This is a genomic window from Luteibacter sp. 3190 (assembly GCF_031456385.1).
Lineage (GTDB): Bacteria > Pseudomonadota > Gammaproteobacteria > Xanthomonadales > Rhodanobacteraceae > Luteibacter.
The window spans coordinates 1,559,485-1,584,524 of record NZ_JAVDUO010000001.1; the positions used below are offsets into that span (position 1 = coordinate 1,559,485).

Annotated in this window: 23 protein-coding genes; 6 read left to right on the forward strand and 17 right to left on the reverse strand. The window is 67.6% G+C overall.

The window, feature by feature from the left end:
• Window positions 1-92: 92 nt before the first annotated feature.
• Window positions 93-1,112, reverse strand: a complete 1,020-nt coding sequence (locus J2X58_RS07135; protein ID WP_310047245.1) for a PHB depolymerase family esterase — start codon at window positions 1,110-1,112, stop codon at window positions 93-95.
• 12 nt (window positions 1,113-1,124) lie between these two features.
• Window positions 1,125-3,413, reverse strand: a complete 2,289-nt coding sequence (locus J2X58_RS07140; RefSeq protein WP_310047246.1) for a TonB-dependent receptor — start codon at window positions 3,411-3,413, stop codon at window positions 1,125-1,127.
• A gap of 174 nt (window positions 3,414-3,587) precedes the next feature.
• On the opposite strand from J2X58_RS07140, the gene J2X58_RS07145 reads away from it, so the two are divergent.
• The 3 genes from J2X58_RS07145 to typA all read left to right on the forward strand — a co-directional run bounded on the left by J2X58_RS07145 (window position 3,588) and on the right by typA (window position 7,730).
• The gene (locus tag J2X58_RS07145) at window positions 3,588-4,985 is read left to right on the forward strand and encodes a GntP family permease (protein ID WP_310047247.1); all 1,398 of its coding nucleotides are present in this window, start codon (window positions 3,588-3,590) and stop codon (window positions 4,983-4,985) included.
• 25 nt (window positions 4,986-5,010) lie between these two features.
• Window positions 5,011-5,697, forward strand: coding sequence for an alpha/beta fold hydrolase (locus tag J2X58_RS07150; protein WP_310047248.1), 687 nt, complete (start codon window positions 5,011-5,013; stop codon window positions 5,695-5,697).
• 182 nt (window positions 5,698-5,879) lie between these two features.
• Window positions 5,880-7,730 carry a translational GTPase TypA gene (typA, locus tag J2X58_RS07155; protein ID WP_090175762.1) on the forward strand — a complete coding sequence of 617 codons (1,851 nt, stop codon included), beginning with the start codon at window positions 5,880-5,882 and terminating at the stop codon, window positions 7,728-7,730.
• A gap of 57 nt (window positions 7,731-7,787) precedes the next feature.
• Here typA and J2X58_RS07160 read toward each other — a convergent pair whose 3' ends face one another.
• Window positions 7,788-8,351: a DUF1003 domain-containing protein gene (locus J2X58_RS07160; RefSeq protein WP_090175764.1), complete on the reverse strand. Its 564-nt coding sequence runs from the start codon at window positions 8,349-8,351 to the stop codon at window positions 7,788-7,790.
• Window positions 8,352-8,453: 102 nt separating this feature from the next.
• Window positions 8,454-9,563: a mechanosensitive ion channel domain-containing protein gene (locus J2X58_RS07165; RefSeq protein ID WP_090052908.1), complete on the reverse strand. Its 1,110-nt coding sequence runs from the start codon at window positions 9,561-9,563 to the stop codon at window positions 8,454-8,456.
• Window positions 9,564-9,635: 72 nt separating this feature from the next.
• Between J2X58_RS07165 and J2X58_RS07170 the strand changes: the two genes are divergently transcribed.
• Window positions 9,636-10,169 (forward strand): mismatch-specific DNA-glycosylase, encoded by a 534-nt coding sequence (locus J2X58_RS07170; RefSeq protein WP_090052906.1) that lies wholly within the window; start codon window positions 9,636-9,638, stop codon window positions 10,167-10,169.
• Here J2X58_RS07170 and J2X58_RS07175 read toward each other — a convergent pair.
• Together J2X58_RS07175 and J2X58_RS07180 are read right to left on the reverse strand one after the other, a co-directional pair.
• Window positions 10,145-11,365, reverse strand: a complete 1,221-nt coding sequence (locus tag J2X58_RS07175; RefSeq protein WP_310047251.1) for a cytochrome c — start codon at window positions 11,363-11,365, stop codon at window positions 10,145-10,147. The two genes, J2X58_RS07170 and J2X58_RS07175, sit on opposite strands and share 25 nt — an antisense overlap.
• Before the next feature lie 3 nt (window positions 11,366-11,368).
• Window positions 11,369-12,070, reverse strand: coding sequence for a c-type cytochrome (locus tag J2X58_RS07180; RefSeq protein ID WP_310047253.1), 702 nt, complete (start codon window positions 12,068-12,070; stop codon window positions 11,369-11,371).
• A 134-nt stretch (window positions 12,071-12,204) separates the two neighbouring features.
• Between J2X58_RS07180 and J2X58_RS07185 the strand changes: the two genes are divergently transcribed.
• Complete coding sequence (locus J2X58_RS07185) at window positions 12,205-13,785, forward strand: amidase (protein ID WP_310047255.1); 1,581 nt, start codon at window positions 12,205-12,207, stop codon at window positions 13,783-13,785.
• A gap of 5 nt (window positions 13,786-13,790) precedes the next feature.
• On the opposite strand, the gene J2X58_RS07190 is transcribed toward J2X58_RS07185, so the two are convergent.
• From J2X58_RS07190 to cmk, 11 genes are all read right to left on the reverse strand, one after another.
• The gene (locus tag J2X58_RS07190; protein WP_310047257.1) at window positions 13,791-14,726 is read right to left on the reverse strand and encodes a Dyp-type peroxidase; all 936 of its coding nucleotides are present in this window, start codon (window positions 14,724-14,726) and stop codon (window positions 13,791-13,793) included.
• Window positions 14,727-14,740: 14 nt separating this feature from the next.
• On the reverse strand, window positions 14,741-15,007 hold the full coding sequence (locus J2X58_RS07195) for a hypothetical protein (protein WP_310047258.1): 267 nt from the start codon (window positions 15,005-15,007) through the stop codon (window positions 14,741-14,743).
• A gap of 46 nt (window positions 15,008-15,053) precedes the next feature.
• Window positions 15,054-16,067, reverse strand: coding sequence for an MBL fold metallo-hydrolase (locus J2X58_RS07200; protein WP_310047259.1), 1,014 nt, complete (start codon window positions 16,065-16,067; stop codon window positions 15,054-15,056).
• Between the two features lie 324 nt (window positions 16,068-16,391).
• On the reverse strand, window positions 16,392-17,267 hold the full coding sequence (galU, locus tag J2X58_RS07205; RefSeq protein ID WP_090175772.1) for a UTP--glucose-1-phosphate uridylyltransferase GalU: 876 nt from the start codon (window positions 17,265-17,267) through the stop codon (window positions 16,392-16,394).
• Window positions 17,264-19,162, reverse strand: a complete 1,899-nt coding sequence (locus tag J2X58_RS07210) for a nucleoside-diphosphate sugar epimerase/dehydratase (protein WP_090175774.1) — start codon at window positions 19,160-19,162, stop codon at window positions 17,264-17,266. The genes galU and J2X58_RS07210 overlap by 4 nt, the downstream gene beginning before the upstream one ends.
• The gene (locus tag J2X58_RS07215) at window positions 19,149-20,183 is read right to left on the reverse strand and encodes a glycosyltransferase family 4 protein (RefSeq protein WP_310047260.1); all 1,035 of its coding nucleotides are present in this window, start codon (window positions 20,181-20,183) and stop codon (window positions 19,149-19,151) included. The genes J2X58_RS07210 and J2X58_RS07215 overlap by 14 nt, the downstream gene beginning before the upstream one ends.
• Window positions 20,180-21,352 (reverse strand): lipopolysaccharide assembly protein LapB, encoded by a 1,173-nt coding sequence (lapB, locus tag J2X58_RS07220; RefSeq protein ID WP_310047263.1) that lies wholly within the window; start codon window positions 21,350-21,352, stop codon window positions 20,180-20,182. Before lapB ends, J2X58_RS07215 begins: the two co-directional genes overlap by 4 nt.
• Window positions 21,349-21,609, reverse strand: a complete 261-nt coding sequence (locus tag J2X58_RS07225) for a LapA family protein (RefSeq protein ID WP_310047264.1) — start codon at window positions 21,607-21,609, stop codon at window positions 21,349-21,351. Before J2X58_RS07225 ends, lapB begins: the two co-directional genes overlap by 4 nt.
• 114 nt (window positions 21,610-21,723) lie before the next feature.
• The gene (locus J2X58_RS07230) at window positions 21,724-22,026 is read right to left on the reverse strand and encodes an integration host factor subunit beta (RefSeq protein WP_090175780.1); all 303 of its coding nucleotides are present in this window, start codon (window positions 22,024-22,026) and stop codon (window positions 21,724-21,726) included.
• A gap of 82 nt (window positions 22,027-22,108) precedes the next feature.
• Complete coding sequence (gene rpsA, locus J2X58_RS07235) at window positions 22,109-23,782, reverse strand: 30S ribosomal protein S1 (protein ID WP_090052888.1); 1,674 nt, start codon at window positions 23,780-23,782, stop codon at window positions 22,109-22,111.
• 166 nt (window positions 23,783-23,948) lie between these two features.
• Window positions 23,949-24,629 (reverse strand): (d)CMP kinase, encoded by a 681-nt coding sequence (gene cmk / locus J2X58_RS07240; protein ID WP_090052886.1) that lies wholly within the window; start codon window positions 24,627-24,629, stop codon window positions 23,949-23,951.
• Between the two features lie 124 nt (window positions 24,630-24,753).
• Between cmk and J2X58_RS07245 the strand changes: the two genes are divergently transcribed.
• Entirely contained in the window at window positions 24,754-25,014 is a 261-nt protein-coding gene (locus J2X58_RS07245; RefSeq protein ID WP_090052884.1) for an acyl-CoA-binding protein, read from the forward strand.
• Window positions 25,015-25,040 lie beyond the last annotated feature (26 nt).

Genomic DNA, 25,040 nt, shown 5'->3' on the forward strand with positions numbered 1-25,040 from the left:
TTGCGCGCGACAGCTTCTCGCGATGGGGGAACAGATCCTGTCGCTTCTCGCGAAAAGCTGTCGCGCGCAGGGCGCGCTCCTACGGGGTGGCATCAACGAATGGGAGGGAGGCCGAGACCATGCAGCGCGTCGACCAGCCAGCGCAGCTGGACGCCGGCGCGCGTGTCGTAGTTCTCCCCCGAGTAGCCCCACCAGTCCCAGCATGCCTGCGGATTCAATGGCGCGAAGACCGCGCGGGTCTGAGGATACAGGACGGCCACGTCGTAGACGTCCGCCCAGCGGTTGAAACCGGCGTCTTCCACGAAGGCCTTCCCGACGAGGTCGACGTTCTGCTTGCAGCCATGCAGGGCGACCATCACGCCGCAGGGCTTGCCGGCGAGGCAATCCGGCGGCAGGTAGACGAATCCCTTCGCGCCGAGGAACGCATCCTTGCCGTCCGCCTTGTACGCGTCCTGGTCGAACTCGCGCAGCTCGCCCTTCGCCGTGCCCGCGACCTTCGCCGGTTTGCCGTAGAGCTGCGCGAAGATCTCTCCCGCCGCGTCGATGCCGCAATGGCCGAGGAACGGCGGGACCGACTTGCCGCAGTCGTCACCGCTCGCGGCGATCGGCAGGTTGTGCGCGAACGCGCGCTTGCCGTCGTTCACCACCCGCATTCCCGCCAGCGCGGGCTCGACCGCCTTCAGCGCGTCGTAGAAACCGGCCGACGCGTCGCCCACGACCGGCGCGACGAGCGCGTCCTGCGCGCCGTGCAGCGCGTAGATCTTCGCCCCCGCCAGCTGCGCGAGCGGACCGATGTCGCCCCTCGCGGCCTTCGTCTTCGCCGCGGCGGCGAGCGCCTTCACGTCCGGCGGCGGCGTGCCCTTCATGCACGAACCGAGCGCGGTTTCGAGCTTGCCTGCCGCGCACCCGTAGGGGCCACCGGCAATCAGCGCCGCGCCGTGGAACACCTCCGGATACGCGACCTGCGCCTGCGTCGCCATATAGGCGCCCGAGGACAATCCCGCCACCGTGACGCGCGCGGGATCGAGCTTCAGGGCGGGCAGGCGCGCGGGGGCGTCGGCCGCCGACGCGGCACCGGCGCCGAGCGCGACGAGGAGCAGCAAGCGTTTCATCGGGTTCCCCTCTTAGAAGTTGTAGCGCACGGAGCCGTAGTAGTTGCGCGGCATCCCGTAGTAGGCCGTGCGGATGTTACCCACGCTCGAGAACTCCTGGCCATCGGTCTTGTAGACCTTGTTGGTGGCGTTGCGCACGCCGACGCGGAACTGCCAGTGGCCGTCGCCGGAATCGAAGATGCCGAACGCGCCGACCACCGTATACGCCTTCTGCGACAGCGCGTCGTAGTTGTCGACGCTGAGCCAGGTCTCCGTGCGGTACGAAGCGTCGGCGCCGATCGTCAGCGCGCCCCCGCCCACGTTGAACGTCTGCGTCGCGGCGATGCGCGCGGTCCACTTCGGCGAGAACGGCACGTGCGCGTGGATCTGCGGGTTGTACGCCGGATTGGTCGGGTCGAGGCGCGCGTCGTCGAAGCGGTCGTACTTCGCCTTGAGGTAGCCGATCTGGGTGCTGAGGCGCGTGCCTTCGCCGAGCAGCGCGACGCCTTCGGCCTCGAAGCCGTCCATCTTCAGCTTCGCCGCGTTGATCACCGGGAACGCGAACGTCGGCGTCAACGAACCGGGATTCTGGATCTCCGACACGCGGGCCTGGAAATCCTTGTAGTCGCTGTGGAACGCCGCGAGGTTCGCCTGCAGGCGGTTGTCGACGCTGCGCATCTTCAGGCCGGTCTCGAACGTCCACACGTATTCGGGATCGAATTCCGCCGAGCGGGTTTCCGCCACCGAATTGGCGCGCCCGTTGAAGCCACCGGACTTGAAGCCGCGGCTGGCCGAGACGTACCACATGGTCTGCGGATCGAACTGCTTCTGCAGGCTGACGGTCGGCGTCCAGGCCTTCCAGTCCTTGTCGCGCGCGAAGGCGACGGTCTCGTTCAGCGCCGTGAGCGGCGCGCCCCAGAACGTGCTGGTGGAGCGGTCGTAATCCTTGCTCTCCTTGCTGTAACGGATACCGGCGGCCAGCGTCCAGCTCGGCACGAACTCCCAGTTCACGTGCGCGAAACCGGCCCAGCTCTTGGTGGTGAGGTCGTCGCCGATCGTGCGCAGGAACGGCACGGTGCGTCCCGCCACGGCGAAGAGATCGTCCGCGAACGCGTACTGCGTCGAGGGCACGTTCTCGCGCAGGAAGTACGCGCCGAACACCGACTGCACGTTGCTGCCGTTGTCGAACGCGAGCTGCAGCTCCTGGCTCGCCTGCTTCTGGTGGAAGCCGACGAAGACGTCGCCCAGTTCGAACTGCGAGGCGTCGATGTCGATGTACGAATCGCTGTCGAGCTTGCGGTAGGCCGTGATGCTCTTCAGGTTCCACTGGTCGGAGAGCTTCCAGTTCATGTTCAGCGCCACGCCCTTGTGGGTGAGGTGCTGGCCGTCGCCCGGCGGGAACGACGTGCGGCTATGGAAGTCGTACTTTTCGTCGAGGTTCGGACGCAGCAGCGTGACCGTGCCGCGCACGAGGTCGGTGCGGGTGAGCGGCGACACCGGCTGGCCCAGCGTGAGCGCCGTGTCCATCTTCGTGTAGTCGAGCGTGAGCACGCCGTCGAACGTCTCGGACGGATGGAAGCGCAGCTTGCCGCGCACCGACTTCGTGTCGTCGTTGTTGAAGTCGCGGCCGCCGTAGTCGTGCACGAAGCCGTCGTTGCGCGTGACCGCGCCGGCGAGCGACGCCGACCAGGCGCCGTCCTTGCTCAGCGGCGTGGAGCCGTAGAAGCGCCCCTCGCGGCGGCCGAAGTTGCCGAAGGTGGCCTCGACGGAGCCTTCCGGCGTCGCGCCCGGGTTCTTCGTCACGATCTTCACGGCGCCGCCGGTGGAGTTCTTGCCGTACAGCGTTCCCTGCGGGCCGCGCAGCACTTCCACGTGGTCGACGTCGAACAGGCTGATCAGCGCGCCCTGGATGCGCGAGTAGTACACGTCGTCGACGTACATGCCGACGCCGGGATCGAAGGTCTGCAGCGCGTCCGGCTGACCGATGCCGCGGATGAAGATGTTCACCGACGACGACGATCCACGTCCCTGCACGATGTTCATGTTGGGCACGGCGCCCTGCAGTCCGTCGATGCTCGTGGCCTGCAGGTCCTTCATGTCCTCTTCCGAGAACGCGCTCACCGCGACGGGCACCTTCTCCAGCGATTCCTCGCGACGGCGGGCGCTCACGGTGACCTCGTTCAGCTGCGTGGCCTCCTGCTGCTTCTTCTTCGCTTCCGTCGTCGGCGCGTTCGCCTGCCCGGCGTCCTGCGCCATGGCGGGAAGCGTGGCGGCGAAACCGATGGCAAGGCCGATCGCCAGCGTCAGCGGTGCGTGCTTCATGGACATCCCCCGAGTAACCGATGAGCGACGCCCCCTCGGCGCCGAATGACACGAAGCATAGGAAGCCACCGTGAGGGCCACACTTGTACCTTGGTACAGTGCCGCGCCGCATGGCACCTGCGGATACTCGCCGTCCGACGGCCACTCGCGCCGCACCCGGGGACGAACGTTTCGATGGCATTGCTGATCGTGCTGGCCGCGCTGGCTTTCCTGATGCTGGTCGCTTATCGCGGCTACAGCGTGATCCTGTTCGCTCCCGTCGCGGCGCTTGGCGCGGTGTTGCTGACCGACCCGGGACTGGTCGCGCCGATGTTCACCGGCCTGTTCATGGACAAGATGGTCGGTTTCCTCAAACTGTATTTCCCGGTGTTCATGCTGGGCGCGGTCTTCGGCAAGCTGATCGAGCTGTCCGGCTTCTCCCGCGCGATCGTCGCCGGCACGATCGGACTGCTCGGCGAGAAGCGCGCCATGCTCTCGATCGTGCTGGTGTGCGCGCTGCTCACCTACGGCGGTGTGTCCCTGTTCGTCGTGGTGTTCGCCGTCTACCCCTTCGCCGCGGAACTCTTCCGTCAGGCACGCATCCCGAAGCGCCTGATCCCGGGCACCATCGCGCTGGGCGCCTTCACCTTCACGATGGATTCGCTGCCGGGCACCCCGCAGATCCAGAACATCATCCCCACGGCGTTCTTCGGCACCGACACCTGGGCCGCGCCCTGGCTCGGCACGCTCGGCTCGGTGTTCATCCTCGGCGCCGGGCTGCTGTACCTCGAACGGCGCCGTCGGGCCGCGGCGCTGGACGGCGAAGGCTATGGCGGCGACCTCGCCGACGAGCCGGCGACGTACGCGGGCGACCGCCTCGCGCATCCGCTCGTCGCGCTGCTCCCGCTCCTGGTCGTCGGCGTCGCGAACAAGCTGCTCACGCTCGCCATCCCGCGCGTCTATGGCACCACGCAGTCCTTCGTGCCGACCGTGGTCGGCGCCGCGCCGCCGGTCGTCCAGGAGGTGTCGAAGGTCGCCGCGATCTGGGCCGTCGAGGGCGCGCTGCTGCTCGGCATCCTCACGGTGTTCGCGTTCGCCTGGCGCCCCGTGGTCGCGCGCTTCGCCGAGGGCAGCAAGGCGGCCGTGGGTGGCGCGCTGCTCGCGTCGATGAACACCGCGTCGGAGTACGGGTTCGGCGCCGTGATCGCCGCCCTGCCCGGCTTTCGTGTGGTGGCCGACGGGCTGCACGCCATCCCGAACCCGCTGGTCAACGAGGCGGTGTCGGTGACCGCGCTGGCGGGCATCACCGGTTCGGCCTCGGGCGGCCTGAGCATCGCGCTGGCCGCGATGGGCGAGAGCTTCGTCCGCAACGCGGAAGCCGCGGGCATCCCGATGGAGGTGCTGCACCGCATCGCCGCGATGGCCTCCGGCGGCATGGACACGCTGCCGCACAACGGCGCCGTGATCACGCTGCTCGCCGTGACCGGCCTGACCCATCGCCAGTCGTACCGGGACATCTTCGCGATCACCGTCATCAAGACCCTCGCGGTCTTCGTGGCGATCGTCGCCTACTACGCGCTGGGAGTGGTCTAGGCGCGTCACACCACGGAGGCAAGCCATGCGTTCCCTGCTGTCGCTCATCGCCCTGTCGTTGCTCATCTGCGGCCCCGTCCGCGCCGCCTGCGTCGATTCCGTCGTGCTCGTGCACGGCAACACCGGCAGTCCCTCGGACTTCCAGGCCACCCACGACCTGCTCCGCCAGCGCGGCTACGCGGAATCGCAGATCCTCGCCCCGGGCTGGGGCAACGGCCTCTGCGCCGCCTGCAACGACCACAACGGCAGCGAGGAGGTGCCGGTCGAGAACGCCATCGTCGACGCCCTCGCGTCGTCGTGCACGGGGAAGATCGACGTCATCGGTCACTCGATGGGCGCCACGCTCGCCGCCCATGTGATCGACCGCATCGGCGCCTCGGGCTCGGTGAACACGTTCATCGGCATCGCGGGTGCCTTCCGCGGCCTCTACACCTGCGGCATCTACCCGTACAACGTGGCGAACAGCACCTGCGGCAGCTGGGGCCTGTCGATCGGCAGTCCCCTGCTGAACGGCCTCGCCGGCCGGCGGTTCGGCGCGAGGATGTACTCGTTCAAGTCGTACTCGGACGAGATCAACTGCGCCACGGGCGTCTGCATCGTCTACGGAGTGCACACCTCGCAGATCCAGGGCGAGACGGCCAGCTACACCTTCCCGTACGGCCACTACGGCCTGCTCTGGTACACGGCGAGCCAGCAGGTCGGGCTGCTCTGACGGTCCTGGGCGCGGCCCACGGCTCCAGGCCGCGCCGCGCCGGGTTCCGCCCGGCCTTTCCCTGCCCCAAGGGCCCCGGCGGCCCTCCGCCGGGGCCGTCATGCCAAAGTCTTTCTTTTCCTTTATAATCGGCGGCTTCCCACACCAAAGAGGTGCACCGGCTGAACGCCGGCGCATGACGCATGTCGATCGAAAACCTGCGCAATATCGCCATCGTGGCTCACGTCGACCACGGCAAGACCACCCTCGTCGATCAGCTCCTCAAGCAGTCGGGCACGCTCAATGAGCGCACCGTGCTTGCGGAACGCGTGATGGATTCGAACGACCAGGAAAAGGAGCGTGGCATCACGATCCTGGCCAAGAACACGGCCATCACCTGGGAAGACAAGAAGAAGGGCGTCAAGAACCGCATCAACATCGTCGACACCCCGGGACACGCCGACTTCGGCGGCGAGGTCGAGCGCGTGCTGTCGATGGTCGACACCGTGCTGATCCTGGTCGACGCGATGGACGGCCCGATGCCGCAGACGCGCTTCGTCACCCAGAAGGCGTTCGCGATGGGCTTCAAGCCGATCGTCGTCGTCAACAAGGTCGATCGTCCGGGCGCCCGTCCGGAGTGGGTCGTCGAGCAGGTGTGGGACCTCTTCGCCAAGCTCGGCGCCACCGACGAGCAGATGGATTTCCCGATCGTCTACGCCTCGGCGCTGAACGGTTACGCCTCGCTGGACGAGAACGCCCGCGAAGGCGACATGACCCCGCTGTACGAAGCGATCATGCAGCACGCCCCGAAGCCGGACGTCGATCCGGAAGGCGCGTTCCAGATGCGCATCAGCCAGCTCGACTACAACAACTTCGTCGGCGTCATCGGCATCGGCCGCATCCAGCGCGGCACCCTGAAGAAGGGCATGCCGGTCGCCGTGATCGATCGTGAAGGCAAGAAGCGCCAGGGCAAGATCGTCCAGGTGCTGGGCTTCCTCGGCCTCGAGCGCATCGAGCAGGATTCGGCGGAAGCCGGCGACATCGTCGCCATCTCGGGCATCCCCGACCTGACCATCTCGGACACCGTGACGGCGCTGGATACCCCGGAAGCGCTGCCGGCGCTGAGCGTCGACGAGCCGATGATCAGCATGACCTTCCAGGTCAACAACTCGCCGTTCGTCGGCAACAAGGATCTCTCGGGCGGCAAGTTCCTCACCAGCCGCCAGCTGCGTGAGCGCCTGGATCGCGAGAAGGTGCACAACGTCGCGCTGCGCGTCGAGGACGGCTCCGACGCCGACAAGTTCCTGGTCTCGGGCCGCGGCGAACTGCACCTGTCGGTGCTGATCGAGAACATGCGTCGCGAAGGCTACGAGCTGGCCGTGTCGCGTCCGGAAGTCATTATCAAAGAAATCGACGGCCAGAAGATGGAGCCGATCGAGGAGCTGGTGATCGACATCGAGGAGATCCACCAGGGCGGCGTCATGGAGCGCCTGGGCATCCGCAAGGGCGACCTGAAGAACATGGTGTCGGACGGCCAGGGTCGCGTGCGCCTCGAGTACGAAATCCCGGCGCGTGGCCTGATCGGCTTCCAGAACCAGTTCAAGACCCTCACCCAGGGTTCGGGCCTGCTGTTCCACGTGTTCAAGCATTACGGTCCGTACACCCCGGCGCCGATCGCCAAGCGCCAGAACGGCGTCATGATCGCCAACGCCGCGGGCACCACCCCGGCCTACTCGCTCGGACCCCTGCAGGAGCGCGGCAAGCTGTTCGCGGCCGAAGGCGACTCCGTGTACGAAGGCCAGCTGATCGGCATCCACGCGAAGGACAACGACCTCACGGTCAACGCGATCAAGCCGAAGCCGCTGACCAACATGCGCGCCTCGGGCAAGGACGATGCGATCCAGCTGACGCCGGCGACCAAGTTCACGCTGGAGCAGGCGCTGGACTTCATCGACGACGACGAGCTGGTCGAAGTCACGCCGAAGGAAATCCGCATGCGCAAGAAGCACCTGACGGAAAACGATCGCAAGAAGGCCTCGCGCGGCCAGCCCTGATCTTCGGGATCGGCGACGTGAAACGAAAAGCCCGGCGAAAGCCGGGCTTTTTTTTGGTCAATCGCCCTGCTTCCGCGCGTCGTCGTCGGCGACCAGTTTCATCAGCAGGTCGATCTGCTCCTGCTGCTTCATCAGGAGCGCCGCCAGCTGGTCGGTGCGGATCTGGTCGAGCTTGTCGTGCAGGCCCATGATCTCGATCTCGGCCTTGAGGTTCACCTTGTAATCGTTGGCGGCGTCGAGGCGGTCCATCGCCGCCTGGCGGTTCTGGCTCATCATGATGACGGGCGCCTGCACGGCCGCCAGCATCGAGAGCATCAGGTTGAGGAAGATGTACGGATACGGATCGAACGGATGCTTCAGCACGAACGAATTGACGCCGGTCCACAGCATGAGGATCACGGCGAAGACGATGATGAAGGTCCACGAGCCGCCGAAGCGCGACACGTTGTCCGCCAGCCGTTCGCCGAAGGTGAGATCGGAGCGGAACACCGCGTTGACGTCCTCGGAGACGAGTTTGCGCTTCGCGAGGCGATCGAGCAGGCGCTGTTCGGCGTGGCCGAGTTCATGCAGGCCCTTCGAGAACCAGTGGCGTGCGACGTGTTCGGGATCGGTCATGGACATGGTGGCGTACCGGCATCGGGAAACTGGCGCAGACGCTAGCACGACCGGCTGTCGTCGGCCTTGCGGGGGATGGCTTCCGCTTGCAGGCCCGCTTCGGACCGGTCAGCGCCCGCCCATGGACAGGCGGCCGACGGACGGGGCGTCCGGCACGCGCACCTCGCTCTCGATGTCGCCGCGCAGGCGCGGCAGGTACTGCGGGCACTCGCGGCGAACGAACGCGATCAGGCCTTCGCGCACCTTGCAACGCAGGTCGAAGGATCGTCCGGAATCCGCCGAGCTGACGAGGGCGCGCAGCTGCATCGCCTTGTCGTTGCTGTCGACCACCTGGAGTACGCAAACGCGCCCGTCCCATTCCGGCGCGCCCTTGCACAGACGCTCGAGCTCGGCCCGGACCGGATCCAGCGGCATGCCGTAATCGAACCACAGGAGCACCGTGCCGAGGATCTGCGAACTCGTGCGCGTCCAGTTCTGGAACGGCTGCTCGATGAAGTACTGCAGCGGCACGATCATCCGCCGCTCGTCCCAGATCTTCACGACGACGTAGGTGCTGGTGATCTCCTCCACCCTGCCCCATTCGCCTTCGACGATCACGACGTCGTCGATGCGGATCGGCTGGGTCAACGCGATCTGGATGCCCGCGATGAGGTTACCGAGCACCGGCTTCGCGGCGAGGCCCACGGCGAGGCCCGCCAGGCCGGCCGACGCCAGGAGGCTGGCGCCGAACTGGCGGACGGCGGGAAACGTCATGAGTCCGACACCGATGCCCAGCACGATCGCCACGACCATGGCGGTGCGGCTCAACACGCGCACCTGCGTCTGCAGGCGCCGGGCGTGGAGGTTGTCCTCGAGATCGATGGGGTTGAAGCGCGACACGGTGGCTTCCAGCGCACCCACGCAGCGCACGACGAACCAGGTACACGCCGCGATCAGCCCGAGGGCGATCGTGTGCTCGATGAAGGCGAGAAGCCTCGCCGGCTCCTCGGGCGCGGCGCGACAGGCGATCAGGAGCATCGCGAGCGGCACGATGGCCTCGAGCGGCGCATTCGCCCGGGCGACGATGCTCGCGCCCATCGGATGACGCAGGGCGAAACGGCGCAGCAGGAAATGCACGACGCGGCGCGCGAGCCCCGCGACCACGAGCGCGATGACGACGATCAGCGCGAACCGGGTCCACGGCTGTGCGGTGTCTGGCAGCCAGTCCAATACAGTCATGGCTCCTTACCCTAGCGCCGGGGATGTCCACGTTTTGTTGTGACGCAGCACGGGCCGGGTAAAGTGCACGGCATGCCCACACCTGCCGCCGCCGATGGTTTCGTGCTCCCCGATCTCCTGGAACCGGGGCTGCGCCTCGTGTTCTGCGGCACCGCGGCGGGTACGCGCTCGGCGCGCGAGGGCGCCTACTACGCCCATCCCGGCAACATGTTCTGGCGAACGCTGTTCGCCACGGGACTGACACCGCGTCTCCTCGCCCCTGCCGAATACCCGCTGCTGACCTCGTTCGGCATCGGACTCACCGATCTTTCGAAATTCCACTACGGCAACGACGCCGAGCTTCCCGCCGACGCCTTCGACGTCGCGGCGCTCGAGGCGAGGATCCGCCGCGTCGCGCCCGGCGCGATCGCCTTCACCAGCAAGCACGGTGGCGTCGCCGCGCTCGGCAAGGGCATCGGTTACGGCGCGCAGCCCGCGACGTTCGCGGGCGTTCCGGCCTATGTCCTGCCATCGCCTTCGGGGCAGGCCAGGCGATCGTGGGACGTCGGCATCTGGCAGGCGCTGGCCGATGCCGTGCGCGCTCAGCTTCCGGGCGTGGACCGGTAGGCGCGCACGTCGCCGGGCGACACGGCGGCCGCCTTGTTCGACCAGGCCTGGCGGATGTACGTGACCACCGCTGCCGCGTCGTCGTCGCCGAGGGTCTGCGAGAACGGTGGCATCGAATAGGGTCGCGGGTTCGCTGCGGTCGCCGGCGCGAATCCGCCCGACAGCACGATGCGGATCGCATTGATGCCCGTGGGATCGGTCACCGAGCCGTTGCCGTCCAGTGGAGGGTACGCGTCGCCCTTGCCGCGGCCGTCGGCGCCATGACACGTCGCGCAGCGTTCCGTGTAGACCGTGCCCCCGCGCAAGGCAAGCTCGCGGGCGCCGGCGGCGGATTCGCGCTGCCGTGGCGCCGGGCGTTCCGGTAGCGACGCGAGGTACGTCGCCATGGCCGCGAGGTCCGTGTCGGAAAGGTGCTGCGTGCTGCGCAGGACGACCTCCGCCATCGGGCCGAAGGCGGTGCCCTTCCGCGAGCGTCCCGTCTTCAGCAAGGCGACGACGTCGGCTTCGGTCCAGCCGGCGAGACCGCCGTGCCGGCCCATCGAGAGGTCGGGCGCGTACCAGTTCTGCACGGGCACGATGCCGCCAGCGAGGAACGGATCGTCGACCGGCGCACCGAAGCTGTCGCGACGGGTGTGGCATTCGTTGCAGTGGCCGAGGCCCTGCACCAGGTAGGCGCCGCGATTCCACGCGGCCGACCGTTTCGGGTCCGCCTGGTATTCGCCTTCGTCGAAGTAGACGGCGCGCCAGGCGGCCATCAACGGGCGCACGCGATACGGCCAGCGCAGCGTGTTCTCGATCGACGGCCGCCGCACCGCGGGCAGGCTCTTCAGGTACGCGAAGATCGCATCGGTATCGGCACGTGTGACCTTCGTGTACGACGTGAACGGGAACGCGGGATACAGCGAGGTGCCATCGTGACTCTTTCCCTCGTGCATCGCGCGGTAGAAATCGTCCGCGCTCCAGCCGCCGAGGCCCGTGTCACGGTCCGGCGTGAGGTTGGGCGACGGGATCGCGCCGAAGGGCGTGGCGACGACGCGGCCGCCGGAATACGGCGCGCCATCGCGCGGCGTGTGGCACGCGGCGCAATCACCGGCCGTGGCGAGGTAGCGGCCGCGTTCGACGGCATCGTCGGCGAGCGCCACGTGCGTGACGAACGACAGCGCGAGCAAAGCGAGGAGTCGCGAGGTACGTGTCATCGCTCAGCCTCCCAGCACGCCGCAGCGCAGCGGCGGTTGCACGCTGCCGGCCGCCGCCGCGTGCGCGTCGGCCGGCACGGGCCGCTGCGCGAGGTACGCCGCGACGGCGCTGATGTCCGCGTCGCTCAGCCGCCCGACGATCGTCGCCATGCAATCCGGCTCGACCGTCCCGCGCGTGTTCGTGCGCCATGCGCCAAGCTGCGCACTGATGTAGTCGTACGGCAGCCCGACCAGCCCGGGGATGTCGGGCTCCACCCCCGTCAGCCCCGGCCCGTGGCAGGCCGTGCACGCGGGGATGCCGCGGCCGCTGTCGCCGCGTGTCACCAGCTGCTCGCCACGCGCCATGGCGGCTTGCGTCGTCGACGGCACCGGATGCGTCCGGTACGCAACCTCCTGCGCGGCGAAGTACGCCCCGATCTCGCGCATGTAGTCGTCGGTCAGCGGCGCGACCATGTACTCCATGATCTCGTAGTGGCGCAGGCCGCGCCGGAAATCCTGCATCTGACGCACGAGGTATCCGGCGGGCTTGCCGGCCAGCCGTGGGTTGAACGCGTTGTCCCCACCCTCGCCGTGCTCGCCGTGGCAGCTCGTGCACGCGGCGATGCGCTGGACCAGGGTATCGGGAACCGTCGGCGGGTCGGCCGCCCAGACGGGCGCGGCACCGAGCGCGGCGGCGATGACCAGCCGGCGGACAAGACATCGCATAAAGCACTCCCTGGCGTCACGTTGGCGTGGCCCGCGACGCGCTGCGACCGGGCATGGCATCGGTCGAGTATATGTCCCCGCGCCTTGGGTAAGATGCGGTGCGACGCTTCGTTCCGCTCCCGGGGGAAAAGACCATGCCGCACCGCTGGACCCGCTCGCTCGCGCTCGTCGCGGGTATCGCCTCCTCGTTTTCCCTTGCCGCCGCGACCACGCGCCAGCCCGGAGAAGACGACGCGTTCGCCTCCATCGCCGTACTGCGCGCCGCCTACGCTTCGGGTGAGCTGACGCCCGAGGGCATGACCCGCCTCTTCCTCCAGCGCATCGCGACGATCGACCAGTCGGGCCCCACGGTGAACTCGGTGCTCGAAACGAATCCCGACGCGCTGTCCATCGCGCGCAAGCCCGCGGAGGGCCCGCTCAAGGGCATCGTCGTCCTGCTCAAGGACAACATCGACACGGGCGACCGCATGATGACCAGCGCCGGGTCGCTCGCGCTCACGGTGAAGCCAGCGCCGCACGACTCGGCGGTGGCCGCGCGACTGCGCAAGGCCGGCGCCGTGATCCTCGGCAAGACCAACCTGAGCGAATGGGCGAACATGCGCTCCACGCACGCGACCAGTGGCTGGACCGGGCGCGGCGGCCTCACGGTGAATCCGTACGTGCTCGACCGCAACGCATGCGGGTCGAGCGCCGGCTCGGGCGCCGCCATCGCGGCGGGCCTGGCGACCGTGTCGATCGGCAGCGAGACCGACGGCTCCATCATCTGTCCGGCCTCCATGACCGGCCTGGTCGGGATCAAGCCCACGGTCGGGCTCGTCAGCCGCGCGGGCATCGTGCCCATCTCGGCGAGCCAGGACACCGCCGGCCCGATGGCGCGCAGCGTCGCGGACGCGGCGGCAGTGCTCGCGGCGATCGCGGGCAGCGATCCGCGCGACCCGGCCACGGCGGAAGCCGACCGGCACGTCTCCGATTACGCGTCCGTGCTCGTCCCGGGCACGCTGCGCGGCAAGCGCATCGGCGTCGTGCGGCAGCTCGCGGGCATCGAGCCGAACGCCGACCGCGCGCTGGAGACGACGATCGCGCTGCTGAAGTCGGAAGGTGCGACCGTCGTCGACGACGTGGAGATCCCACACCTGAAGGAACTCGGCGAGCACGAACTCGACGTGCTGCTGTACGAGTTCAGGCACGGCATCGAGGCGTACCTCGCCACCCGCCCCGACCAGCCCATGAAGACGCTGGCCGACCTGATCGCCTTCAACACGCGCGAAGCGGCCAAGGAAATGCCGTGGTTCGGACAGGAGCTCTTCCTGCAGGCGCAGGCGAAGGGCGGCATCGACGATCCCGCGTACGTCGCGATGCGCGACCGCAACAAGCGCCTCGCCGGCCCCGAAGGCATCGACGCCGCGCTGGCGAAGGACCGGCTGGATGCCCTGCTCGCTCCGAGCTGGGGACCCGCCTTCGTCAACGACCTCGTGCTGGGCGACCATGTCGTGAGCGGCGACCCGACCGTCGGCGGCGTTTCCGCGCCCGCGGCGATCGCGGGTTACCCCTCGATCACCTTGCCGGTCGCCTTCGCGCACGAGCTGCCCGTGGGCGTGGTGTTCTTCGGCGCGAAGTGGAGCGAGCCGACGCTGATCGGCATCGCGTACGGCGTGGAACGGAAGGCGCAGGCGTTCCGCCGGCCGACGTACCTGAAGACGCTGCCGGTGCGTTGATACCGCTACGGGGCGCGCGTTGCCGCGCTCTCCAGCAGCGCGGCGGACGGCACGAAGAAGAGGCTTCCCGTCACGGCGGTGCTGACGTCGAGCAGGTGGTCGTAGTTTCCGGGCGGGTTACCGACGAACATGTTCACCAGCATGCGTTCGATGCGCGACGGATGGCGCGCGTAGCCGATGAAGTACGTGCCGAACTCGCCCTTGCCGATATCGCCGAAGGGCATGTTGTCGCGTAGGATCTTCAGCTCCTCGCCCTCCTCCTCGATGGTGGTCAGCACGGTGTGGGCGTAGGACGCCTTGGCGCTCGCAGGCAGTTCCACGTCGGACAGCTTGCGCCGGCCGACGATCGTCTCCTGCCGTTCGACGGGCAGCGCGTTCCATGCGCGCAGGTCGTGCAGGTATTTCTGCACGATCACGTAGCTGCCTCCGGCGAACGCGGCGTCCTCGTCGCCGATCGTCGTCGCGGCCACCGCTTCGGCACCGACCGGATTCTCGGTGCCGTCGACGAAGCCGAGCAGATCGCGCTCGTCGAAATACTTGAACCCGTGCACTTCGTCGACGGTGGTCACGTGTGCTCCGATCCGCTCCATCACCTGGGTGGCGAGTTCGAAGCAGAGGTCCATGTGCGTCGCGCGGATGTGGAACAGGAGATCGCCCGGCGTCGACGGAGCGTGCCGCTCACCGCGCAGTTCGCGGAACCGGTGCAGGCCTGCGGGCCTTGGGCCCGGGTACAGGCGACTCCACGCCTCGGATCCGATCCCGGTGACGCACGACAGGTGCCGCTCGGGAAACCGGAAGCCGATACCGCGCGTGAGCCCGGCCATGTCGGAGCACAACGCGCGCACCGCATCGACCGCTTCGTCGCCGGTGTGGATCACCGCCACCAGGAAGATCGCCGCCTGCGTCAGCCTCGCCGTGACCGCCTGACTCGCTACCGCCATCGTCGCTGCCGGCATTACGGCTGCCAGGCCCGCATCCACGCCTCGAAAAGCGCGATCTTCTCGTCGGCCCACGGCGTGCCGCCCGGCGGCATGCGCGGAGCCTCCTGCCCCTTCAGCCGCGCGAGGACGTGCCGCGCGTTGGCATGGTCGGCGTAGACGTCGTCGCCCGCCGGGTCGGCCATGTAGACGAAGTCGCGCAGCATGACGCCCATGCCGCCCATGCATCGGGCGTCGCCGTCGGAAAACAGGGGGGCGATCGCGCTCGCAAACGATGGATTCATGAGGTCTTCTCCAGTGTAACGATGGGTGTGTCCGGTTCGCGGGGCGTCACTTCGATGTCGGTGCCGGCGGGGCGGGCTTCCGGTTGACCGAGTAGGTCACGGGAACGAACGCGTAGCCCTTTCCATCCGCCGCCCGGGCGACATGGCCCATCGCCGGGAATGGCAGGTGGGAGCCCGCGACGAGGAAGCCCCGGGCGGCGGCGTCGGCGAACACTTTCTCGCGTTCGTGCTCCGCGGCGCGGTCGTGACTGTCCCAGGCGATCCGCACCGACGGATCGGCGAACTGCACGGGCGAGGCGTGCACGACATCGCCCCAGGCGAGGAGCATCTGGCCCCTGCTTTCGATGGCGTAACACGTATGTCCCGGCGTATGTCCCGGTGTGGGCAACGCCCTGACACCCGGCACGATCTGCGTCGCGCCATCGAATGGCGCAAGCCTGCCGGCGGCGATGTAGGGACCGAGCGCCTTCTGCGCGACCGCGAAGCTCGCGCGGACGCCTTCGGGAGCCCGCGCTTGATTCGCGGGATTCATCCAGAAATCGAGGTCGGCGCGGGCGATGTGCAGCACGGCGTTCGGGAAGACGCGTTCACCGTCGCGCGCGAGTCCACCGGTGTGGTCGGCGTGCATGTGGGTGATCACGATGTCGTCGACCTGTTCCGGCGCGTAACCGGCGGCCCGGAGGCTGGCGAGCATGCGCCCCAGCGTCGGGCCGAAAGCGTCGCCGGCACCGGTGTCGATCAGCACCAGGCGGCTTCCCGTGTTCACCAGGAACTGGTTCATCGACGTTTCCGCGGGCAGCGGCTGGAAAGCCTTCCGGAAAGCGCTACGGATCGCCTCGGGGCGTTCGCCGGTCAGGAGCTCGTCCATCGGGAAATCGATGGTGCCGTCACTGAGCGCCGTGACCTCGATGTCGCCGACCATGACGCGGTAATAGCCCGGCGCCTGCCCGCCGTGCAGAGGAGCGGCCGCGAACGCGGAACCGGACGGACCCGTGAGGGACGTCGCCGAGGCGATGCAGAGCAGGACGCGCGCAAGCGCGCCTCGGGATGGCAGATTCATGAGGACCTCTTCGATGCGGTTGGACGTCGCGGCCGACGGGGGGCGCCGGGGGCGATGACATGGCCCTTAGGCTAGGCAACGCGACGCGCACCGGGTAGCTCCGATGCATGCATCATCGCGATGTCCGGCTGGCAACAAAGAGGGTGGGTTTTCGCAAGCGTGCCCGCCGTTCCGCGAGCGACGGCAAGGCGCCGTAGGAGCGCGCCCTGCGCGCGACATCTTCTCGCCTGATGCAGCAGGTCGTGTTGCGTTTCGCGAAAAGCTGTCGCGCGCAGGGCGCGCTCCTACGGCAGGGGAACCGGGGCCGTGATGGCCCCGGCTGGATCAGGCCTTGTTAGCGAACTCGCGGACGATCGGCGCGAGCTTCGGATCTTCCAGCGCCATGGCCATGGTGGCCTGCACGAGGCCGGCCTTGTTGCCGCAGTCGAAGCGCGTGCCCTCGAAGCGGTAGGCCAGCACCTTGCCCTGGTCCTTGAGCAGGTTCTCGATGGCGTCGGTGAGCTGGATCTCGCCACCGGCACCGGGGGTCGTCTTGTGCAGGTAACCGAAGATGCTTCCCGGCAACACGTAACGGCCCACGACGGCGAGGTTGGACGGCGCATCGGCCGGCTTCGGCTTCTCGACCATGTGACGGATCACCGTGGCACGGTCGCTGAGCGCTTCCGTGGCGTCGACGATGCCGTACTTGTCGGTGTCCTTCTCGGGCACTTCTTCCACGGCGATCACGCCGGCGTCGTTCGCGAACGCGACATCGGCCATCTGCCGCAGGGCGCCCTTGCCCTTGGTCCAGATCAGATCGTCCGGGAGCATGATGCCGAACGGCTCGTCGCCGACGACGGCTTCGGCGCGAAGCACCGCGTCACCGAGGCCCAGGGCCTCCGGCTGCGTGACGAACACGCATCGAACGTGGCGCGGAAGAATGCCGCGCAGGATCGAGAGCAACTCGTCCTTGTTCTTCTCGGCGAGCTTTTCTTCGAGCTCGTAGGCCTTGTCGAAGTAGTCGGCGATCGCATGCTTGTATCGGTTGGTGACGAACACCAGCGTATCGGCGCCCGCATCCACGGCTTCGTCGACCGCGTACTGGATCAGCGGACGATCGAGCACCGGCAGCATTTCCTTGGCCACCACCTTGGTCGCGGGAAGGAATCGCGTACCGAGGCCGGCAACCGGAAATACGACCTTGCGCAGGGGTTGGGTCATGCAATGTCTCCACTTTCGTTTCGGCGTAGCGGCAGAACGTTGTCGCTCTGCGGCTCGCTCCAACGGAAGGAAGGCAGCAGCTGCGACACGCACCGGCGCAGGGTTTCTTCATCGAACGCGGCCACGGCCTCTTCGGCGCGTGCCAGCTGGGTCTGCAGCAGTTCCCACGACACCTGTCGGTGCTGGGCCTGGAAGATCTTTGCGTGGGTCGTGCTCGTGTAGTTCTCCAGCGGGTGGAACAGTTCCTCGAACAGCTTCTCGCCCGAACGGAGTCCCGTGTAGACGATCTGGATGTCCGAGCCCGGCCGCTTGCCCGCCAGGCGGATCATCTGCTCGGCGAGGTCGCGGATCTTCACCGGATCGCCCATGTCGAGCGCGAAGATCTCGCCACCCTTGCCGAGACTGGCCGCCTGCAGGATCAACTGGCAGGCCTCGGGAATGGTCATGAAGTAACGCGAGATCTCCGGATGGGTGATGGTCACCGGGCCGCCCTGCCGGATCTGCCGGCGGAACAGCGGGACCACCGAACCGGCGGAGTCCAGTACGTTACCGAATCGAACCGTAATGAAACGTGTCGAGGTATGCGCTGCGAGGTTCTGGCACCAGATTTCCGCCATGCGCTTGCAGGCGCCCATCACCGAGGTCGGATTGACCGCCTTGTCGGTGGAGATGAGCACGAACGACTCGGCACGGCAGCGCACGGCTGCGTCGGCCACGATGCGGGTGCCGAGCACGTTGTTGCGGAACGCCTCGCGCAGCTGCCCCTGAAGCATCGGCACGTGCTTGTACGCCGATGCGTGGAACACGATCTGCGGCTGGGTGTCCTCGAACAGGCGGTTGATCGCCGTGGCGTCGCGCGCGTCGGCGAGCACGCCGTTGAAGATGAGCTCGGGATAGGCCGAGGTGAGCTCCTGACCGATGCGGTACAGGTTGTACTCGGACATCTCGACGACGGTCAGCGAGCTGGCGCCGAGGCGCGCGACCTGGCGGCACAGCTCCGAACCGATCGAGCCGCCACCGCCCGTCACGAGGACGCGGCGGCCACTGACGTTCTCGCGGATCGCGGTCCAGTCGAGCTCCACGGCGTCGCGGCCCAGGAGATCCTCGATCGCGACTTCCTTGATCTCGTTGAACTGCGCCCTGCCCGCCACGACGTCTTCCAGGCGGGGCACCGTGCGGAACGGCAGGCCCGTCGTTTCGCAGAACGCCACGATGCGGCGCATCTGCGCGGTCGTCGCGCCGGGCACGGCGATCAGCAGCATCTGCACCGCGACGGCCTTCGACAACTCCGCGAGCTGATCGACGGTGCCGAGCACCGGTATGCCGCCGATCTGCGCGCCGCGCAGCGCCAGGTTGTCGTCGACGAAGCCGATCACGCTGTAACGGCTGTCGCGCCGCAGATCGCGCGACAGGGCTTCGCCGGCGCGATCCGCGCCCACGATCAGCACGCGCTTGGTCGGCGCCGACTGGAACAGGTCGATGCGGCTGTCCTTCCAGAACCGGTAGCTCAGGCGTGGCAGGCCGAGGAGCACGACCAGCACGACCGGGTAGACCAGAAGCACCGACCGGGGCACGCCGTCGAGGCGCGCGTACATGACCATGGCCAGGCCGATGATCAACGCGCCGATCACCGTCGCGCGGATGATGTTCCACAGGTCGGGAAGACTGGCGAACCGCCAGACGCCCTTGTACAGCCCCGTCCAGTTGAACACGGCGCCCTGCACGAGCAGCACGATGGGGAACTCCATCGGCAGGTACGTGACCGGCGCGAGGTCGGGCATCAGCGCGTAGCGCAACGACTTGGCGATCCACCATGCGAACGCCGCCATGGCCAGGTCGTGCGCGACGACCGCCGTGCGGGGGTGGATGATGCCTATGAACCTACGCAGAAACATGTCGCTCCCTTCGACGCAAGCAACCACGCTTGCCAGTACGCCAGACCGCTGCTCCAACCAGATACACGAGCCCGAAGCACAAGGGCGCCACCGCCGGCAGGCGGAACGCGATCCATGCGACGGGAACGCAGACGAGGACGTTCCATGCGAAATAGCCGGCGGCCACCTTCCGGTGCGACGACCCTCGTCTCACGAGCCATTGGTACAGGTGCTCGCGGTGCGGAGTGTACCAGCGCGCACCGCGCAGCATTCGCACGAGCAGCGTCAAAGTGGCGTCGATGACGAAGGCCGACGAAAAAATCAACGACGGCCAGAGTAAGTTCGTGCGAAAAGCCCAGAACATCGCCGAAATGGCGAAAACCATGAGACCTAGGGTGCCGCTGCCCACGTCCCCCATGAAGATTCGCGCCGGCGAGCGGTTGAACCACCAGAACCCGAGCGCCGCCGCGGACATCGCGAGGCCGGCCCCCGCGATCGCAGGGCTGCCCGCGGCCCAGGCCAGCGCGGCCGAGGCGGCGCCGAAGAAGATCGCCTGCTGCGCGGCGAGTCCGTCGATGCCGTCCATGAAGTTATGCAGGTTGATGCACCAGACGCCGGCGACCAGGAGCGGGAGGGCCCACCAGAGGCTCGTGCTCAGGGACGCGATGGCGACACAGAGCAGCAGCGTCGCGGCCAGCTGGATCACCAGCCGTGGGCGGATCGGCAGCGAACCGTGGTCGTCCAGCCAGCCGATGGCGGCGACCGCGATCGTCGCCACCGTGAACGCCCCGACCGTCGCGGGCCCGGGGGACACGGGAAGGAGCAGCAGCGCGGCAGGCATGCCCACCAGCGCGCCGAGGACGATCCCGATGCCTCCGCCGCGTGGCGTGGGCAGGGTGTGCGAGCGCCGGCGCCCCGGCGCGTCGAGCATGCCGCGGCGATGGGCATAGGCGATCGCCGCGCGAACGCAGGCGAACGAGACGAGGAAGGCGACGAGCGTGCAGCCGGCGAGCGTGGCGACGGGCGAGACCGGAAGCGTCATTCGTTGGCGACGCCGTGGATGGGGCGGACGGTGCCCCAGCTCTTGCAACTCGGGCACTGCCAGTGGTGCGCCTTCGCCCCGAATCCGCAACGGCTGCAGCGATACATCGCCTGCCCTTCGAGCAGCTTGCGCGTGAGGTCGCGCAGGATCAGGTAATTCTCTCGCGCCTCGCCGGACACCTTGTCCATCGTCGCGTCGATCAGCGCCATCAGGCCACGAACCGACGGCCGCTTGCGCAGCTGGCCCGTGAGGAAGTCGATCGCGGTGCGCTCGCCGTCCCTGCCCTCGTAGAGCCGCGTCAACGCGAGCACGGGCGAGATGCCGTGGTAGCGCTCCATGATCTCGCGCAGGAAGGACTCGGCTCGGTCCATCTGCTGCGAGCGCGCGTAGCAGTTGAGCAGCGGCGGGAGGATCTCCGGCACGAACGCGATGTCGGCGGCGATCGCGGCCTCGTACGAGGCGATCGCCTGCTCGATTTCGCCGTCTTCCGACGAGAGGCGACCCGCGATCATGTGCGCGCGCACGCAGTCGCGCTGGCACACGAAGGCCTCGCGGATGTAGTCGCGGGCCTCGGTACGCGCGCCGTGCTGGCGCGACTGCTCCGCCAGCTCGCAATAGAACTGGGCGATCATCGGCGACTCGTCCTCGCCCGTCATCGCCTCGAGGCGGCGGGCATGATCGATCGCCTTGTGCCATTCGCGCTCGTGCTGGTAGATCGCGATGAGGTGACGCAGCGCCGACGGCGCCAGCGCGTCCATCGCGACGAGATCGGAGAACAACGTTTCCGCGCGATCGAGCAGGCCCGCGCGCATGTAATCCTCGCCGAGCTCCAGCAGGGCCACGGTCTTCATCTCATCCGACAGCCCCTGCCGGGACACGAGGTGCTGGTGGAGACGGATGGCGCGGTCGACTTCGCCGCGCTTGCGGAACAGGTTGCCCAGCGCCAGATGCGTCTCGACGGTGTCCCGGTTGTACTCGGCCAGGCGCAGGAACACCTCCAGCGCCTTGTCCTGCTCTTCGTTGAGCAGGTAGTTCAGGCCACGGAAGTAATCGGACGAAAGTTCGTTGACGCGATCGCCCGAACGCCGCGCGAGATTCCGGCGGGCGAGCCACCAGCCGCAGGCGAAGGCAAGCGGGGGAACGAGCGCCAGCAGCCAGATCGGATTCATGCGGTGGTCGCGTTGCCTACCTTGCTTCCGTCGCGCTCGCGCCGACGTCGCCGCCGATGGCTCAGCGACGTGCCCAGCCAGGCCGTGATGCCGCCGAGGATCCAGCCGACCAGCACCGCGGCGAGCATGGCGCCGCCCTTGGGGAGCGAAAGTCGGGCGAAGCCTAGGTCGAACGGCACCAGATCGGCGTTCAGCGCGCCGAAGACGATGCCCGCGGCGACGAAGAGCAAAAGGAAAAGGATGGCTATGAGACGCATCCGGCGACTGTACCCGAAAGCTGAACACGGTGGTGCCCACCGGTTCGCTTTTCGTACAGGTTTCGGGCGCTTGGGACGGCAGACGGCCGTCGGCCGCGCCAAAAAAACGCCGCGTCAGAGCGCGGCGTTCGCTTCCTCGACGAGGTTCACGCGTTCGCGTAGTTCCTTGCCAGGTTTGAAATGCGGGACGTGCTTGCCCGGCAGGGCGACGGCCTCGCCGGTCTTGGGGTTACGTCCCATGCGCGGCGGACGGAAATGGAGCGCGAAGCTGCCGAAGCCGCGGATCTCGATGCGCTCGCCCGTGGAGAGGGCGTGGCTCATCTGTTCGAGCACGCTCTTGACGGCTAGTTCCACGTCGCTGAACGCAAGGTGGGTCTGGCGCCGCGCCAGCGCCTCGATCAGTTCCGACTTTGTCATGGGTCCCCTGGTGATTCTCGAACTGACGCAAATACGGTGGAACAACAGCGAGGGGCGGTGTTGGCCGCCCCTCGCCCGACGGTTAGTCGGCCTTGTTCATCTGCTCCTTGAGGAGCGCGCCGAGCTTGGTCGTGCCGCCGGCGGCGGACTGGTAGTCGGCCATCGTATCGGCCAGCTCTTCCTCGTCCTTCGCGCGGATCGACAGCTGCAGCTGACGGCCCTTGCGATCCATGCCGGTGAACTTCGCCTCGACGGCGTCGCCAACCTTCAGGTACTGCGTGGCGTCTTCCACGCGTTCCTTGGCGATGTCGTTCGCGCGGATGTAGCCCTCGACGCCTTCGCCGAGGTCGATCGTCGCGCCCTTGGCGTCGACTTCGCGGACCGTGCCGGTCAGGACCGTGCCGCGCGGATTCGTGGCCATGAACTGACCGAACGGATCCTGCTCCATCTGCTTGATGCCGAGGGAGATGCGCTCACGCTCCGGATCGACCGCGAGAACCACGGCCTCGACTTCGTCGCCCTTCTTGAAGTTGCGGACGAGGTCTTCACCCGATGCCTGCCACGAGATGTCGGACAGGTGGACGAGACCGTCGATGCCGCCTTCCAGACCGATGAAGATACCGAAATCGGTGATCGACTTGATCTGACCGGAGACCTTGTCGCCCTTCTTGTGCATGGCGGCGAAGGCTTCCCACGGGTTCGAGCGGGTCTGCTTGATACCGAGGGAGATGCGACGACGCTCTTCATCCACGTCGAGGACCATGACTTCCGTCTCGTCACCGACCTGCACGACCTTGGCCGGGTTGACGTTCTTGTTGGTCCAGTCCATCTCGGACACGTGCACGAGGCCTTCGACGCCCGGCTCGATCTCGACGAAGCAGCCGTAATCGGTGACGTTGGAGACCTTGCCGAACAGGCGGCTGCCGACCGGGTAGCGGCGGGCGATGGCGACCCACGGGTCGTCGCCGAGCTGCTTGAGGCCGAGCGACACGCGGTTGCGCTCGCGGTCGTACTTGAGCACGCGGACGTCCAGCTCGTCGCCGACGTTGACGACTTCGGACGGGTGACGCACGCGCTTCCACGCCATGTCGGTGATGTGCAGCAGGCCGTCGATGCCGCCGAGGTCGACGAACGCGCCGTAATCGGTGAGGTTCTTCACCACACCCTTCACGACCGCGCCTTCCGTCAGGCGCTCGAGCAGCTTCTCGCGCTCTTCCGAGAACTCGGTCTCGACAACCGCGCGGCGGCTGACGACGACGTTGTTGCGCTTGCGATCGAGCTTGATGATCTTGAACTCGAGGTCCTTGCCCTCGAGGTAGACCGGGTCACGGACCGGACGCACGTCGACCAGGGAGCCCGGCAGGAACGCGCGGACGTCCTTGATGTCGACCGTGAAGCCGCCCTTGACCTTGCCGGAGATCTTGCCGGTGATGGTCTCTTCCTTGTCGAACGCCTGCTCGAGGTCGTCCCACACCATCGAACGCTTGGCCTTCTCACGGGAGAGCTTGGTCTCGCCGAAGCCGTCTTCGAGCGCGTCGAGCGCGACCTTGACCTCGTCGCCCACTTCCACTTCCAGCGCGCCGGACTCGTCCTTGAACTGCTCGATGGGGACGATGCCTTCGCTCTTCAGGCCGGCGTTGATCACCACCACGTCGTTGCGGATTTCCACAACGATACCGGTGACGATGGAGCCGGGCTTCAGCTTGGAAATGGCCTGCTGGCTCTGTTCAAACAGTTCGGCAAAACTTTCAGTCATGTTGATTCCAGGGTTATGAAAGGCCGTACCCGCGTTCGCGTACCTTCGTGATCGCAAACGGACGGGGGACCCACCGGTTGTGGGTGCGGGAATGCCTGAAAAGGGACGCCCTGCACCGTTGCCAAGAGCCCGCGCGCACTGCGCGGACACCAATGCCGGATGCGCCTTACGGACGCACCACGGCGAATACTTTCGCCACCACCGCATCGATGGGCATGCCCGTGGTATCGATCACCACGGCCCCCTCGGCGGGCTTCAACGGGGCGACCGGCCGCGACGCATCACGCTCGTCGCGCGCCTCGATCTCTCGTTGCAGGACCGCAAGTGTAACGCTGAGCCCCTTATCCTTCAACTGCTTATAGCGCCTTTTCGCGCGCTCGGCCGCGCTGGCGGTCAGGAAGAACTTATGGGCGGCATCGGGGAAAATCACCGTCCCCATGTCCCGGCCGTCGGCGACGAGGCCCGGCGCCTTGCGGAAGCCGTGCTGGAGGTCCACCAGGGCCTGGCGGACCGACGGGATCACGGCGATCGCGGAGGCGGCGGCGCCGGCCGTCTCGGTGCGCAGTTCGTCGGTGGCGTCGTGCCCGTTGACCAGCACCCGGGTCTCGCCGCCGTCGGCGCTGGCCCGGAAGCGGATCTTCACCGTTTCGGCGCAGCGGGTGACCGCCTCGGCGTCCGAAAGATCGATGCCCTCCTCGCCCGCCGCGTAGCCCACGGCGCGGTAGAGCGCGCCGGAATCGAGCAGGTGCCAGCCCAGTCGCTCGGCGACGAGGCGGCTGATCGTGCCCTTGCCCGAACCGGAGGGGCCGTCGATGGTCAGGACGGGGACGGCAGCCGGATGGGCCATGGGAACAACCTCTCGCGCGAAACCGCCATGATATCGCGTCGGCGGCCGGATTCCGGCCATGGACAGCCTCCGGGGGCCGTGCTACAAGCCCGGAACCTTCCCCTGTGCCGGTGGCGATCGCCGCATGTCCGATGAGCTCCAGCGCCGGTTCGAGGCGGCCGCCCATGCGGTCATGGGCCTGGACGACCGCCCGGACAACGACACGCTCCTGCGGCTGTACGCGCTTTACAAGCAGGGGTCGGAGGGCGACGTCCACGGCGGCAAGCCCGGCTTCTTCGACTTCGTGGGCACGGCCAAGTACGAGGCCTGGGGCAAGCTGAAGGGCACCACGCGCGAGCAGGCCATGCGGGATTACGTCGCACTGGTGGAGTCGCTCCGGGCCTGAATCGCCGCGTCCCCGGCACCCGGCCC